This is a genomic window from Pseudarthrobacter sp. NPDC059871, from assembly GCF_042731175.1.
Classification (GTDB): Bacteria; Actinomycetota; Actinomycetes; order Actinomycetales; family Micrococcaceae; genus Arthrobacter.
Map to the genome: position 1 here is coordinate 465,974 of NZ_JBHWJV010000001.1, position 13,282 is coordinate 479,255.

The 13,282-nt window shown below is 66.6% G+C and carries 16 protein-coding genes and 1 riboswitch; of the genes, 15 read left to right on the forward strand and 1 reads right to left on the reverse strand.

What is annotated here, in order from left to right; translation table 11 throughout:
* Window positions 1-53 precede the first annotated feature (53 nt).
* On the forward strand, window positions 54-788 hold the full coding sequence (locus ACFV4R_RS02070; RefSeq protein WP_091720919.1) for an alpha/beta fold hydrolase: 735 nt from the start codon (window positions 54-56) through the stop codon (window positions 786-788).
* A 48-nt stretch (window positions 789-836) separates the two neighbouring features.
* Here the strand turns inward: ACFV4R_RS02070 and thiC are convergent, their stop codons facing one another.
* Window positions 837-2,636 carry a phosphomethylpyrimidine synthase ThiC gene (thiC, locus tag ACFV4R_RS02075; RefSeq protein ID WP_377202285.1) on the reverse strand — a complete coding sequence of 600 codons (1,800 nt, stop codon included), beginning with the start codon at window positions 2,634-2,636 and terminating at the stop codon, window positions 837-839.
* Between the two features lie 12 nt (window positions 2,637-2,648).
* Window positions 2,649-2,756: riboswitch (TPP riboswitch) on the reverse strand.
* Window positions 2,757-2,846: 90 nt separating this feature from the next.
* Here thiC and ACFV4R_RS02080 point away from each other — a divergent pair.
* The 14 genes from ACFV4R_RS02080 to ACFV4R_RS02145 all read left to right on the forward strand — a co-directional run bounded on the left by ACFV4R_RS02080 (window position 2,847) and on the right by ACFV4R_RS02145 (window position 13,271).
* Window positions 2,847-3,929 carry an amidohydrolase family protein gene (locus tag ACFV4R_RS02080; protein ID WP_377202177.1) on the forward strand — a complete coding sequence of 361 codons (1,083 nt, stop codon included), beginning with the start codon at window positions 2,847-2,849 and terminating at the stop codon, window positions 3,927-3,929.
* Window positions 3,930-4,031: 102 nt separating this feature from the next.
* Entirely contained in the window at window positions 4,032-4,907 is an 876-nt protein-coding gene (locus ACFV4R_RS02085; RefSeq protein ID WP_377202176.1) for a VOC family protein, read from the forward strand.
* 96 nt (window positions 4,908-5,003) lie between these two features.
* A complete protein-coding gene (locus tag ACFV4R_RS02090; RefSeq protein WP_377202175.1) occupies window positions 5,004-5,444 on the forward strand; it encodes a hypothetical protein in 441 nt (146 codons plus the stop codon).
* A 225-nt stretch (window positions 5,445-5,669) separates the two neighbouring features.
* Complete coding sequence (gene rpsP, locus ACFV4R_RS02095) at window positions 5,670-6,080, forward strand: 30S ribosomal protein S16 (protein WP_377202174.1); 411 nt, start codon at window positions 5,670-5,672, stop codon at window positions 6,078-6,080.
* Between the two features lies 1 nt (window position 6,081).
* The gene (locus ACFV4R_RS02100) at window positions 6,082-6,324 is read left to right on the forward strand and encodes an RNA-binding protein (protein WP_015937404.1); all 243 of its coding nucleotides are present in this window, start codon (window positions 6,082-6,084) and stop codon (window positions 6,322-6,324) included.
* A gap of 108 nt (window positions 6,325-6,432) precedes the next feature.
* Window positions 6,433-6,978 (forward strand): ribosome maturation factor RimM, encoded by a 546-nt coding sequence (rimM, locus tag ACFV4R_RS02105; RefSeq protein WP_377202173.1) that lies wholly within the window; start codon window positions 6,433-6,435, stop codon window positions 6,976-6,978.
* Window positions 6,979-7,788, forward strand: coding sequence for a tRNA (guanosine(37)-N1)-methyltransferase TrmD (trmD, locus tag ACFV4R_RS02110; protein WP_377202172.1), 810 nt, complete (start codon window positions 6,979-6,981; stop codon window positions 7,786-7,788).
* Window positions 7,789-8,025: 237 nt separating this feature from the next.
* On the forward strand, window positions 8,026-8,385 hold the full coding sequence (gene rplS / locus ACFV4R_RS02115; protein ID WP_015937401.1) for a 50S ribosomal protein L19: 360 nt from the start codon (window positions 8,026-8,028) through the stop codon (window positions 8,383-8,385).
* An 85-nt stretch (window positions 8,386-8,470) separates the two neighbouring features.
* A complete protein-coding gene (lepB, locus tag ACFV4R_RS02120) occupies window positions 8,471-9,148 on the forward strand; it encodes a signal peptidase I (RefSeq protein ID WP_377202171.1) in 678 nt (225 codons plus the stop codon).
* Window positions 9,149-10,021 (forward strand): signal peptidase I, encoded by an 873-nt coding sequence (gene lepB / locus ACFV4R_RS02125; RefSeq protein WP_377202170.1) that lies wholly within the window; start codon window positions 9,149-9,151, stop codon window positions 10,019-10,021.
* A 2-nt stretch (window positions 10,022-10,023) separates the two neighbouring features.
* The gene (locus ACFV4R_RS02130) at window positions 10,024-10,815 is read left to right on the forward strand and encodes a ribonuclease HII (RefSeq protein WP_377202169.1); all 792 of its coding nucleotides are present in this window, start codon (window positions 10,024-10,026) and stop codon (window positions 10,813-10,815) included.
* Between the two features lie 79 nt (window positions 10,816-10,894).
* Window positions 10,895-11,221: a DUF2469 domain-containing protein gene (locus tag ACFV4R_RS02135; protein WP_015937397.1), complete on the forward strand. Its 327-nt coding sequence runs from the start codon at window positions 10,895-10,897 to the stop codon at window positions 11,219-11,221.
* Between the two features lie 148 nt (window positions 11,222-11,369).
* The gene (locus tag ACFV4R_RS02140; protein ID WP_091720888.1) at window positions 11,370-11,726 is read left to right on the forward strand and encodes a YraN family protein; all 357 of its coding nucleotides are present in this window, start codon (window positions 11,370-11,372) and stop codon (window positions 11,724-11,726) included.
* On the forward strand, window positions 11,727-13,271 hold the full coding sequence (locus ACFV4R_RS02145; protein ID WP_377202168.1) for a YifB family Mg chelatase-like AAA ATPase: 1,545 nt from the start codon (window positions 11,727-11,729) through the stop codon (window positions 13,269-13,271).
* The last annotated feature ends 11 nt before the right edge of the window (window positions 13,272-13,282 follow it).

Genomic DNA, 13,282 nt, shown 5'->3' on the forward strand with positions numbered 1-13,282 from the left:
GACACTTGGCGCTGTTTCGTTAAGATGTCGGCGCCGTGGAATAGGGTTGGGGGATGTTCAAGCAGAGGGTAGTGTTCGTGCACGGCTCGGGGAGCTTCGGCGCCGCCGCCTGGCCCCGGCAGCACGGCATGGCGCTGATGTACGACGCCCTGTTCCTCCGCCGGCACGGATACCACAGCACCGCCGAACCCCTGGAGTCCTCCTTTGCGGAGGACACGGCCATCGTGCTGCGTTCCCTGGGCGATGACGGGCGTGGTGCTGCCGGCGGACACGTGGTGGCTCACGCGCAGGGAGCAATTCCGGCCATGATGGCGGCCGTGGAGCGCCCGGACCTCGTGCATTCGTTGACCCTCGTGGAGCCGGCCTGCCTTTCCCTCACCGCGGAGCTGCCCGCAACAGCCGCCCACATCCGGATGATGAAGCCGCTGTTCGACGTTCGCCACCAACTCAGCGACGAGGACTTCCAGCGGGAGTTCGTCCGCCGCGTCTACGCCGCTGACCTGCACCAGCCAGCCACCCTGGAGGAGAAGCGCTCTGCCCGCCGGCTGCGGCTGCAGTCACCGTCATGGGAGGCGCCACTTCACATCGTTCCCGGAGTCCCCACCCTTGTCCTTACCGGGGGTTGGGAACCGCTGTACGAAGAAATCGCCGGTTATCTGAGGGAGACCGGTGCCCTGCACCGTGTCGCGGCCGGCGGGCACCGGCCCCACGACTCGGCTGACGGCAACCGGGCCATCCGGCAGTTCCTCGCCGAGGTCAGCCGGAGTGAACCGGCCCGGGCGTCTTAGCCGCCAGGGCCGGCCACAGCAACCCGCCGGTCACCGCCGGCGGCAGGCTCAGCTTCCGGCCGGGACTTTCAGCTCGGGAAGGTATACCTTGCCGCCGGATTCCAGGAACTCCTGGCTCTTCTCCTGCATCCCGGCTGCCGCTTCTGCTATCGCGGCCTGGGCTTCCGCCGACCCGTACTCGTTGCGGATGTCCTGGCTGATCCGCATAGAGCAGAACTTCGGCCCGCACATGGAGCAGAAGTGTGCCGTCTTGGCGGGCTCGGCCGGCAGCGTTTCATCATGGAACGCTTCGGCCGTCTCGGGGTCAAGCGAGAGCGCGAACTGGTCCCGCCAGCGGAACTCGAACCTGGCCTTGGACAACGCGTCGTCCCGTTCGTGCGCCCCGGGGTGGCCCTTGGCCAGGTCGGCGGCGTGCGCGGCGATCTTGTAGGTGATGACCCCGGTCTTCACGTCATCCCTGTCGGGCAGTCCCAGATGCTCCTTGGGCGTGACGTAGCAGAGCATGGCGGTGCCGTAGCGGGCAATCTCGGTGGCGCCGATGGCTGATGTGATGTGGTCGTAGCCGGGAGCCACATCGGTAACCAGCGGCCCCAGCGTATAGAACGGCGCGCCCTTGCACAGTTCCTGCTGGCGCTCTACATTCTCACGCACCAGATGGAACGGGACGTGGCCCGGCCCTTCCACCATCACCTGCACGTCATGCTTCCAGGCGCGCTCCGTCAGCTCGGCCAGCGTGTCCAGTTCCGCGAACTGAGCAGCGTCGTTGGCATCCGCGGTGGCACCGGGGCGCAGGCCGTCACCCAGCGAGAATGCGACGTCATACCGGGCAAAGATTTCACACAGCTCATCGAAGTGCGTGTACAGGAAATTCTCCTGGTGGTGCGCCAGGCACCATCCCGCCATGATCGACCCGCCCCGGGACACGATGCCGGTGACCCTGTTTGCGGTGAGCGGCACGTAGCGGAGCAGGACGCCGGCGTGGACAGTCATATAGTCCACGCCCTGCTCACATTGTTCTATGACGGTGTCGCGGAAGATTTCCCACGTAAGCTCGTTCGCCTCGCCGTTGACCTTTTCCAGGGCCTGGTAGATGGGCACGGTGCCGATCGGCACCGGGGAGTTGCGGATGAGCCACTCCCTGGTGGTGTGGATGTCGTCGCCAGTGGACAGGTCCATCACCGTATCGGCACCCCACCGCGTGGCCCACTGCAGCTTGTCCACTTCTTCCCTAATGGAACTGGTGACGGCGGAGTTGCCGATGTTGGCGTTGATCTTCACCAGGAAAGCCTTCCCGATGATCATCGGTTCGGACTCCGGATGGTTGATGTTGTTGGGGATGATGGCCCGTCCGGCCGCAACCTCACTCCGGACCAGTTCCGGATCGCAGTTTTCCCGCAGCGCCACGAACCGCATTTCCGGCGTCACTGCGCCCTTCCGGGCGTAGTGCATCTGTGTGACAGTCCGGCCTTCGACGGCGCGGCGGGGCACCGGGCGCCCGCCTTTCCATTCCGCGGAGGCGGCGCCGCGGCGTACGGCCGAGCGGCCGTCGTCGAGCAGGTTCCGTTCCCTTCCGCCGTACGCTTCCGTATCAGCCCGCGCCTCAATCCAGTCCGACCGGTAGGGGCTGAGACCGCGGACGGGATCGCTTCCCGGCCCCGCTGTCCGGTAGGTGCGGAAAGGGGCGTTCGGCTGCCCGTTGGGCGAGGACTCGAGCGCGATCTCCGTGACCGGGACACGGATCCCGTGCTCCGGATCATCGATGTAGGCCAGCGAGTGCGACTTCAGGGACTGGGTCACCGGTGCTTCACGCGTGGCTCCGGCGGGGTGGTTTTGGGCAGGGGGCAGCATTGTTTTGGGTGTATTCAAGGAGTACTCACTTCCTTCGCCGGCATTACCCGGACAGGTTCAACGGTCGCAGGCCGCGTCAGCCCGATCTCAGCCCCTGCAGGGGCACCCGTGTGGTCAGGAACGAAGCTACCACACGCTGCGGGGACAAGCGCTTACAGCCCTGTCATATTTGCCGGTGCTAGCCTGACCGGGCAGGAAGAGGAGGCATCCATGCCATACATCATCGCTTTTAGCGGCACCGCCCTCACGGGACCGGACAGCGAAAGGCACGGCCTCTGGTCCGTGGACGGTCGCCTCACGTTTACCCGCCCGGAAGCCAGTCCGGACGTTGTGCTCGATGGCTGGGTGCTGCCCGGCTTCGTCGACGCCCACTGCCACATTGGCCTGGGCCCTGCCGGGCCTGTGGACGCCGGTGAGGCCGAAGCCCAGGCCCGTGCCGACCTGGACTCAGGAACGCTGCTGATCCGGGACGCGGGATCGCCCGCGGACACCCGCTGGATGCAGGGCGGCCGCGACTTTCCGCTGCTGATTCGGGCGGGCAGGCACGTCGCCAGGACCCGCCGTTACCTTCGGGGCTTCGCCCACGAGGTCGAGCCTGAAGGCCTTGTGGAGGCCGTGCGCAAGCAAGCCCGCGACGGCGACGGCTGGGTCAAGCTCGTCGGGGACTGGATCGAGCGGAGCGCCGGCGACCTCGCACCCTCCTTTCCCGCCGGCGTCGTCCGCGATGCGATCAGTGCCGCACACGACGAAGGTGCCCGCGTGACCGCCCACTGCTTCGCCGAGGACACCCTGGACCAGATGCTCGATGCCGGGATCGACTGCATCGAGCACGCCACCGGCCTGCTGCCACGGCACCTGCCGCGGTTCGTGGAACAGGGCGTACCCATCGTTCCGACGCTGGTCAACATCGCCACATTCCCCGATATTGCCGCCCAGGCCAGGCCCAAGTTTCCGGTGTACGCCGACCACATGCTGGCGCTCTGGGAACGACGGTTGGAACGGATAGGTGAGGCCTGGGAAGCCGGGGTGCAGATCTTCGCCGGAACGGACGCCGGCAGCGTGATCCGCCACGGCAGGATTGCGGACGAAATCCTTGCCCTGCACGCGGCCGGGTTGCCCGCAGCCGAAGCGCTCAACGCTGCCAGCTGGGCTGCCCGGGCCTGGCTGGGCGCTGACGGGCTTGCAGAAGGGGCGCGCGCCGACGTCGTGCTGTTCCGGAACGATCCCCGGAGGACCCTGGACACCGTGGCGCACCCATCCCACGTGGTTTTAGGCGGCCGCGTGGTCCGCTAAGCAAAACATCCACCCTGCACTTGGAATAAATTGAAGCTTCAAGTAATTTTAACTCATGACAGGCCGCCTCATTCGGACGGCCTCCAGTAGAGGGAGCGTTCAATGACTGCAGAAGCCACCAGCCAGGATCTTCTTCCTGCCGACCTCGCCATGGGCACCGTGATGCTCAAGGTCGGCAACATGAAGGTCATGACCGACTACTACCAGCGCGCACTGGGGCTCGAGGTGGTCGCTGAGCAGGACGGCGGACTGTACCTCGGCCGGCTCGGCAAGCCGCTGGTCCATCTGGCCCCGGCCCCCGGCCTGAACATTCCCGGCAGGGGAGAGGCGGGCCTGTTCCACACGGCCCTCCTGTTCGAGGACCAGGCGGCGCTCGCCGCTACTGTGGCCACCGCAGCCCAGCTCGAGCCCCGCTCCTTCACGGGCAGTGCCGACCACCTGGTCAGCGAGGCCTTCTACTTCAGTGATCCCGAAGGCAACGGCATCGAGCTCTACTGGGACCGCCCGCGAAGCAACTGGTCCTGGAACGGCACTGACGTGGTCATGGACAGCCTGGCGCTGCCGCCGCAGCGCTACCTGGAACAGCACCTCTCCGAAGAATCCCTCCAGGGGCAGCGGCAGACCACCGCCGGCGTGGGCCACGTCCACCTCCAGGTGGGCGACGTCCAGTCCGCCCGCGATTTCTACGTGGGAACGCTCGGGTTCGAAAAGACCGCCGGCTGGCACGGGCAGGCCCTCTTCGTCTCCGCGGGCCGGTACCACCACCACATGGCCATGAACGTCTGGAACAGCCGCGGCGCCGGTCCGCGGAAAGACACCCTGGGCCTCGGCGAGGTCCTCATCGAGGTGCCGTCCGGTGACGACGTCGGCGCGCTCGCTGACCGCCTGAAGGTCGCCGGGGTCTCCTCGCACCACACCGGCGCTGAGTTGCGCTTCGAGGATCCGTGGCGCAACCGCATCCGGGTTGCGGTGCGCTGAGCACCCCTTCCGCGTACTAGGCTGAAGCCGATAGGCCGTGGAGTCCAGGCAGGTATCCCCGGCGCGCCGGACCGTACACGGAAGAGGTCACTTCCCATGGGTTTTACCGAAATCTTCGTAGCCACCCACGATGCCGCGTTGAAGCGCGCCGGAACCCTTGACGGCGGGGGCACCCCGCCGGCCGCCGACGCCGTCCGGATCCCGGGTATCAGCGACTTCGAAGTGGAGCAGCTTGGAGACCTGGCCGGCACCGCGGTCCACGCGGGCGGCGCCGACTACGAGCTGACGATGGTGGACGTGGCCAGCGATTCCCTGCTGGCCGTCCCGCCGGCCATGGTCCGGGCCCTGGCTGACCTGCTCACCTACGAAACCGAAGGCGAGGGCGATGTCCTCGAGGACGTCGCCGCGCAGTGGGCGGCGCAGGACGACATGCCGTTCGACGCCGGGCAGGCGCAGGCCTACGTCCGGCAGGTTGCGGAACTGGCCGGCGGAATCGACGATTCGGAGCGGTCGGGACTGTACGTCTGGTCCGCCTGACCTTCCCCGGGCAGTGCAGTTTGGGCTGGGTCCGGCGCCGCCCCCGCAGGCGCAGGGTGCCAAGTCGAAATCCTCCCGCTGATCTGGCACAATAGACAGGTACTCGATCTGCGTGGCCCCTCTCTCCGCGTCCGGATCCTGTCCTTCGAACCCGCAAGTATGGCCCGCCCCACGGGTGCAGAACGCCGGGTTCACCCCTTTTCTGAAACAGGAGTGACCACAAAAGTGGCCGTAAAGATTCGCCTTAAGCGCTTCGGCAAGATGCGCGCCCCGTACTACCGCATCGTCGTCATGGACGCACGCGCCAAGCGTGACGGCCGTGCCATCGAAGAGATCGGCAAGTACCACCCCACCGAAGAGCCCTCGTACATCGAGGTCGCTTCCGAGCGTGCACAGTACTGGCTCTCCGTCGGTGCCCAGCCGTCCGAGCAGGTTGCCGCCATCCTCAAGATCACCGGTGACTGGCAGAAGTTCAAGGGCCTCCCGGGCCAGGAAGGCACCCTGAAGACCAAGGGCGAGAAGGAAGCCTTCGTCGCACCGGAGAAGGGTTCCGTCATCATCCCGGAAGCCATCACCAAGAAGGCTTCCAAGACTGAGGCAGCCGAAGCCGAAGCAGAGACAACCGAGGCTGAGTAAGTTGCTGGCAGACGCGCTGGAGCACCTGGTCCGCGGAATCGTTGATTCCCCGGACGACGTCACGGTCAATTCGAAGAACAACCGCCGCGGGGATACCCTCGAGGTTCGTGTTCACCAGGATGACCTGGGGCGGGTGATCGGCCGGCAGGGCCGCACGGCGCGTGCACTGCGCACCGTCGTGGCAGCGCTGGCCGGTGGCGAGCCGGTCCGGGTCGACGTTGTCGACACCGACCGCCGCCGCTGAGCGTCCGGCAACACCAGTTTTGCTCTCCGGCCCCTCCACCACACGGTGGAGGGGCCGGAGTTTTTTCACGAACCAACACAATGTGCACCAACCCGAACAGAGGAACATATGCAGCTCCAGGTGGCCCGCATCGGCAAGCCCCACGGCATCCGCGGGGAAGTCACGGTCCAGGTAATGACCGACGCCCCTGGGGACCGTTTCGTCCCCGGAGTGGAGTTCGTGGTGGAGCCGGCGCAGTCCGGGCCGCTGACAGTCAGCAGCGCCCGCTGGAACAAGGACATCCTGCTGCTGGCCTTTGAGGAAATCGAAGACCGCAACCAGGCTGAGACGCTCCGCGGCGCCAAGCTCTTCATCGAAACAGCGGAACTGGACGAGGACGATGAAGACGGCTGGTACGAGCATGAGCTCGTGGGCCTCGAAGCCCGTGTGGGCAGCACGGTCGTGGGCAAGGTGACTGCCCTTAACACCGCACCGGCGCAGGACCTGCTGATGGTCACCACCCCGGGCGGCGAGGAAATCCTGATCCCCTTCGTCGAGCAGATCGTCCCCGAAGTCAATATCAGCGAAGGCTACATCCTCCTCACCCCGCCGGACGGGCTCTTCGAAGTCAACTCCGGCGAAGCCGCACCGGCGGAACCGGAAGGCACCGACTAGATGCGCATCGACGTCGTCAGTATCTTTCCCGAGTACCTGGCGCCCCTGGAACTGTCCCTGATCGGCAAGGCACGCCAGGACGGCATCCTGGACCTGCATGTCCACGACCTCAGGTCGTTCACCACGGACCGGCACCGTACCGTGGACGACACTCCCTACGGGGGCGGCGCGGGCATGGTCATGAAGCCGGAGCCGTGGTCCCTGGCGCTTACGGCCGTTGCCGATGCACGGCCCGGACACCAGGGCAAGCCCGTCCTCATCGTTCCCTCACCCGCGGGGGAGCGCTTCACGCAGGCCATGGCCCACGAGCTGGCAGGCGAGGAGCACCTTGCCTTCGCCTGCGGACGCTACGAAGGCATCGATGAACGCGTGATCGAATGGGCCGGCGACCACTTCGACGTGCGGCCCGTAAGCCTGGGCGACTACGTCCTCAACGGGGGGGAAGTTGCCGTACTCGCCATGGTGGAGGCGGTTGGGCGGCTGCTGCCCGGCGTCGTGGGAAACCCCGAATCCCTGGTGGAGGAATCCCATTCCGACGGCCTCCTGGAGTACCCGGTGTACACCAAGCCCGCCGTCTGGCGCGACCGTGAGGTGCCCGCCATCCTGCTGAGCGGAAACCACGGCAAGATCGCCCAGTGGCGGCGGCATGAACAGTTCCGCCGGACGTCCGAGCGGCGTCCGGACCTGCTGGAGGCGTTCGACGCCGGGAAGCTTCCGAGGGCCGACCGCTCGGCCCTGCAGGAACTCGGCTACGACATCGTCGACGGCAGGCCGGTCCGGCGGCCCGGCAAGACGGAACCCGCCGGCTGAAGCCGCGCAGGATTGGCTGTACGGGCGCCGCTGTGGCAAAATTAGTCCTTGTGTCTGCTGGGTCCGCACCTGCCACAGGGGGAGCGCAACCAACAGCCTGACAACCGGCCTCGTCAACCAGTGAGGCGGCCGGACCACTTAACTTCGGGCGGGATACTCCCAATGCGCCATCGGCGCAGGGCTTTCCCGGCCGTGACCTAAAGTGAATGACCTGTGGCGTTCACCAGGAGTGCAATTATGCATATTCTCGATTCCGTCGATGCAGCTTCGCTGCGCACTGACGTCCCCGCGTTCCGCGCCGGTGACACCCTCAAGGTGCACGTAAACATCATCGAAGGCAAGAACTCCCGCGTCCAGGTCTTCCAGGGCTTCGTCCTGGGCCGCCAGGGTGACGGCGTCCGCGAGACCTTCACGGTCCGCAAGGTGTCCTTCGGCGTCGGCGTGGAGCGTACCTTCCCGGTACACTCCCCGATCATCGACAAGATCGAAGTTGTCACCAAGGGCGACGTCCGCCGCGCCAAGCTTTACTACATGCGTGCACTGCGCGGTAAGGCTGCAAAGATCAAGGAAAAGCGCGACTTCACCTCTGCCAAGTAAGTCCTTCCGGACCTACGAAGGCTGGGCCGCAGCCGTAGCCGGCCCGCGCCGGAGCCATCAGCACCAGCGCCCAGGATACGGACTTATGGACCAGACAAAACGCCAGCCCAGGAAACCGGGCTGGCGTTTTGCGTTCCTGGCGCTTCTCCTCGCCGTCGTCATCAGCGGCCTGGTCCGGTCACTGTGGCTGGACATCTACTTCATCCCGTCGGAATCGATGGAGCCCCTGCTGGAAGGCGGGGACCGGATCCTGGTGTCCCGGACCGACTTCACGGCCGAACCCATCCGGCGCGGGGACGTGGTGGTCTTCGACGGACGCGGCACGTTCGCCCCGCTCAACAGCGGCAAGGGGCCCTTGGCCGACGCAGCGGCCGCGGCCACCCGGTGGCTGGGGCTGACAGGGAGCGACACCACGTACGTCAAGCGGGTCATTGGACTGCCCGGGGATGCCGTGGTGTGCTGCGATGCAGCCGGCAAAGTCACCGTTAACGGCGACCCCGTGGACGAACCCTATGTCTTCCCGGGAGACGTGCCCAGCACCCAGAAATTCAACTCAGTGGTCCCGGCAGGCCGGCTCTGGCTCATGGGCGACCACCGGTCCGTATCCGCCGACTCGCGAAGCCTGCTGGGCGCCCCCGGTGGTGGCATGGTTCCCCTGGACCGTGTCATCGGCCGGCCCGTCCAGATCGTCTGGCCGCTTGATAGATTTGCTCCAGTACCAAGGCCGGCTGCGGCTGCACCAACCCCAGAGAACGGACAGTAGATGCCCGAGAACCACGCGCGGACACCCGAGCCGCGGCGCGATGGAGCCGCGGACGAGCCCGCCGGGCAGTCATCCGAACCCGCCGCGGCCCCGGATCCCGCGCCTGACACCGGGGCCGAAGCAGCGCACGGCAACGCGGAGCCCAGCCAGGCTCCCAGCCGCTCGGCTGCCAAGGCCGCGGGCAAGCCGTCCGGCAAGGACTCGGGCAGCCCGGTGTTTGCCTGGCTCAAGGAAGTAGCCACAGTGGTGGTGATCGCCGTCGTACTGTCCTTCCTCATCAAGACCTTCCTGTTCCGCGCGTTCTTCATCCCCTCCGAGTCCATGGTGAACACCCTGGACATTGACGACCGGATCTTCGTCAACCTCTTGGTGCCGGAACCTTTCGCCCTCAGCCGCGGAGACGTCGTCGTCTTCCGTGATACCAAGGGCTGGCTTCCGCCGGCAGCACCCGAGGCGAAGGGGCCGTTCACCTGGGTCCAGGACGGCCTGACCTTCGTCGGCCTGCTCCCCGACAATACAGACCAGCACCTCGTCAAACGGGTCATCGGGCTGCCGGGCGACCACGTGGTGTGCTGCGACGCCGGCGGTAAACTGACCATTAACGGCACCGCGGTCGATGAGGCCTACATCAACCCGGCAGAAGTCCCGCAGGTCCGCAACTTCGACGTCACGGTCCCGGAAGGCAAGGTGTGGGTGATGGGCGACAACCGGAACCACTCCGCCGACTCCCGCTCCCACATGGAGTCCGATGGCGGCTTCATCGACCTCAGCGACCTTGAAGGCAAAGCAGCGGTGATCGCCTGGCCGCTCAACCGCATCACCACCCTGGGCAACTACCCCGAGGTGTTCCGCGACGTCCCTGCGGCGCCCTGACCATGACCCAGGCAGTACGGGCAGTACCGGCAGGGGCGGTCAAAGCGCCCGCGAAGCCACGGTCCGGATCATCAAAGGTCACGGGCCGCGGCAAAGCACCCACCCTGCGCCATGAGCGGACCTTCAAGGCGCAGGGCGTGCGGCTTCTTGCAGGGGTGGACGAGGTGGGCCGCGGTGCACTGGCCGGTCCCGTGAGCGTGGGGATCGCCGTCGTCGACCTTGAACGCCAGAAGCCCCTGGCAGGCGTACGCGACAGCAAGCTCCTCAGCGCCCCCGAGCGCGAGCGGCTCGAGCCATTGGTACGCCGCTGGAGCGTGGCCTCCGCCGTGGGGCACGCCTCGGCGCACGAGATTGACGCCCTGGGAATCATTGCGGCGTTGCGGCTGGCGGGAACGCGGGCCTGGCAGGACATCCTGTCCACCGGTGTCATTCCGGACATGGTGCTGCTGGACGGAAGCCACAACTGGCTGTCACCGGCAGAGCAGCTGTCGCTCTTCGACCAGGCGGTGCCGGAGGCAGCGTGCGACGCTCCTGTGCACACCAAGATCAAAGCGGACATGCAGTGCCTGAGCGTGGCCGCAGCCAGCGTCATCGCCAAGGTGGAGCGGGACCGGACCATGCGTGAACTCCACGTCGAGTACCCCGACTTTGGCTGGGACGTCAACAAGGGCTACGCCACGGTGCTGCACCGCGATGCGTTGCGTACCGCCGGACCCACTCCCTACCACCGGGTGAGCTGGCGCCTCCTGGGCGGGGAACTCCAGGCCGCCGGTGACATGCAGGGCGGGGACTGACCCCTTTCCCGGCCTCCTCTGCGCCTGCTCCGGGACCGTTGCGGCTCCGGCACTGTCGGACATGGTGCAAGATGGAAGCATGAGTGCCGAGGACCTTGAAAACTATGAGACCGACATGGAGCTGCAGCTCTACCGTGAATACCGCGACGTTGTCGGACTGTTCAGCTACGTAGTCGAGACCGAACGGCGCTTTTACCTGGCCAACCACGTGGACCTGCAAGCCCGCAGCGCCGATGGCGAGGTGTACTTCGACCTGACCCTCTCTGATGCATGGGTGTGGGATGTCTACCGTTCCGCACGGTTCGTCAAGAGCGTCCGCGTCCTGACTTTCAAGGACGTCAACGTGGAAGAACTTCCGCGGAACGAGGAACTGGCACTGCCGAAAGACGTCGACCTGGGCAACTAGGGTAGGCCGGCTCCAGTAGGGCCCCGGGTCCACGGCGCTACTGGTCCTCACGTGGACTATCCCTCCACACCACCGCCGTCATGCACATAGGGGATGAGCTCCCTGTCCTCCGCAACCCCACGCCCGCAGGCTGGTTGCGGAGGTAGAAATGAAAGCCAAAGATTTGCTGGGCCGGCATGGCGAAGACCTCGCCGTCGGCTATCTCGAGACCCTCGGCATGCTGATAGTGGAGCGCAACTGGCGCTGCAGCGAGGGCGAAATTGACGTCGTCGCGCTGGACGGGGACGCGCTGGTCATCGCCGAGGTGAAGACGCGCCGGTCCCTCGACTACGGCCACCCGTTCGAGGCGGTGGGACCGGACAAGCTTGCCCGGTTGCACCGGCTCGGCGCGGCCTGGTGCAGGGACCGTGAGCTGAGGATGCCGCTGCGCCGCGTGGACGTCATCGCCGTGGTGGACGACGGCGGCGGCAACCCCGTGGTGGAACACCTCAAGGGGGTGGGCTGAATGGCGCTTGGACGCACCTATTCGGTGGCGCTCGTGGGCCTGAACGGGTACATGGTTGAGGTCGAAGCCGACATTGGCCAAAGCCTTCCGGCGTTCGTGATTCTGGGACTTCCGGATGCGGCGCTGAACGAAGCCAGGGAGCGCATCCGCTCTGCGGCAAAGAATTCGGGGATACCCCTCAGCCGCCGCAAGATCACCGCCAACCTTATCCCTGCCTCGTTGCCCAAGCGCGGTTCCGGTTTTGACCTCGCCGTGACCATGGCGGTGCTCCGGGCGGCCAATGACATCCGGCCCACAGGACGTACCGTCTTCATCGCCGAACTGGGCCTTGACGGCAGGCTCCGGCCTGTCCGCGGCATACTCCCTGCGGTTATGGCGGCCGTGCAGGCCGGCTACCGCGATGTCGTAGTGGCGCAGGCAAACCTCGCCGAAGCCTCGCTGGTGCCCGGAGCCAACGTCAGCGGATACCGGACCCTGGCGCGGCTCGCCCTCGATTTCGGTGCCGACCCCCAGGAGCTTGCCCTGGACTTCGAGCCCGACGACGCCGACGACGATGCAGGACCGTCGGGGGAAGCGGCCCCCTGCCCGGACATGGCAGACGTGTCCGGGCAGGGAGAGGCCCGCAGGGCGCTGGAAGTGGCGGCGGCGGGGGCCCACCACCTGCTGCTCACCGGGCCGCCAGGAGCGGGGAAGACCATGCTGGCGGAGCGGCTGCCCGGGATCCTGCCGGACCTCGAGGACCGCGAGTCCATGGAGGTGACGGCCATCCATTCCCTCTGCGGACTGCCCTCGTCACAGGTCCAGCTGCTGCGGCGGCCGCCCTTCGAGAACCCGCACCACACAGCTACCGCCGCGGCCATTATTGGTGGCGGCTCCGGTCTGCCACGTCCTGGGGCTGCATCCCGCGCCCACCGCGGTGTGCTGTTCCTCGACGAGGCGCCCGAGTATGAACGCAGGGTGCTCGATGCGCTGCGGCAGCCGCTGGAAAGCGGCGAGCTGGTGATTCACCGGTCAGCCGGGACAGCAGCCTACCCGGCACGGTTCCAGCTGGTGCTGGCAGCGAATCCCTGCCCCTGCGGCAAGGCTTCCGGTAAGGGACTGGACTGCACCTGCACGCCGATGATGCGGCGCCGGTACCTTGCCAGGATGTCCGGGCCCCTGCTGGACCGGGTAGACATCCAGCTGCAGGTGGAGCGTGTTTCCCTGGCCGACTTCGGGCAGGCCGGCGCCGAGGAAGACACCGCATCAGTGGCCCGCCGGGTCAGGGACGCACGCCGACGCCAGGTACAGCGGCTTGGTCCCTTCGGGCTGGAGACCAACTCCCAGGTGTCCGGCCGGGTCCTTCGTGGCGAGCTGCGGTTGCCGCCCGGTGTTACTCGGATTCTGGACCATTCGCTGGAACGGGGAATACTGACGGCACGGGGATACGACCGCGTCCTTCGATTGGCCTGGACGCTGGCCGACCTTGCGCTGCGGGACGCTCCGGATGCCAATGACGTGGGGCAGGCGCTGGGCCTGCGGCAGGCAACGGCGGCCGCGGCATGACCGGCGCCACG

Bases quoted from the DNA above. Each gene is read 5' to 3' on its own strand.
- thiC (WP_377202285.1), bottom strand. From the start codon at position 2,636: ATGCTGCCCCCTGCCCAAAACCACCCCGCCGGAGCCACGCGTGAAGCA.
- ACFV4R_RS02135 (WP_015937397.1), top strand. From the start codon at position 10,895: ATGAGTGCCGAGGACCTTGAAAACTATGAGACCGACATGGAGCTGCAG.
- ACFV4R_RS02140 (WP_091720888.1), top strand. From the start codon at position 11,370: ATGAAAGCCAAAGATTTGCTGGGCCGGCATGGCGAAGACCTCGCCGTC.
- lepB (WP_377202171.1), top strand. From the start codon at position 8,471: ATGGACCAGACAAAACGCCAGCCCAGGAAACCGGGCTGGCGTTTTGCG.
- ACFV4R_RS02090 (WP_377202175.1), top strand. From the start codon at position 5,004: ATGGGTTTTACCGAAATCTTCGTAGCCACCCACGATGCCGCGTTGAAG.
- rplS (WP_015937401.1), top strand. From the start codon at position 8,026: ATGCATATTCTCGATTCCGTCGATGCAGCTTCGCTGCGCACTGACGTC.
- trmD (WP_377202172.1), top strand. From the start codon at position 6,979: ATGCGCATCGACGTCGTCAGTATCTTTCCCGAGTACCTGGCGCCCCTG.
- ACFV4R_RS02070 (WP_091720919.1), top strand. From the start codon at position 54: ATGTTCAAGCAGAGGGTAGTGTTCGTGCACGGCTCGGGGAGCTTCGGC.
- lepB (WP_377202170.1), top strand. From the start codon at position 9,149: ATGCCCGAGAACCACGCGCGGACACCCGAGCCGCGGCGCGATGGAGCC.
- ACFV4R_RS02130 (WP_377202169.1), top strand. From the start codon at position 10,024: ATGACCCAGGCAGTACGGGCAGTACCGGCAGGGGCGGTCAAAGCGCCC.
- ACFV4R_RS02145 (WP_377202168.1), top strand. From the start codon at position 11,727: ATGGCGCTTGGACGCACCTATTCGGTGGCGCTCGTGGGCCTGAACGGG.
- ACFV4R_RS02085 (WP_377202176.1), top strand. From the start codon at position 4,032: ATGACTGCAGAAGCCACCAGCCAGGATCTTCTTCCTGCCGACCTCGCC.
- ACFV4R_RS02080 (WP_377202177.1), top strand. From the start codon at position 2,847: ATGCCATACATCATCGCTTTTAGCGGCACCGCCCTCACGGGACCGGAC.
- rimM (WP_377202173.1), top strand. From the start codon at position 6,433: ATGCAGCTCCAGGTGGCCCGCATCGGCAAGCCCCACGGCATCCGCGGG.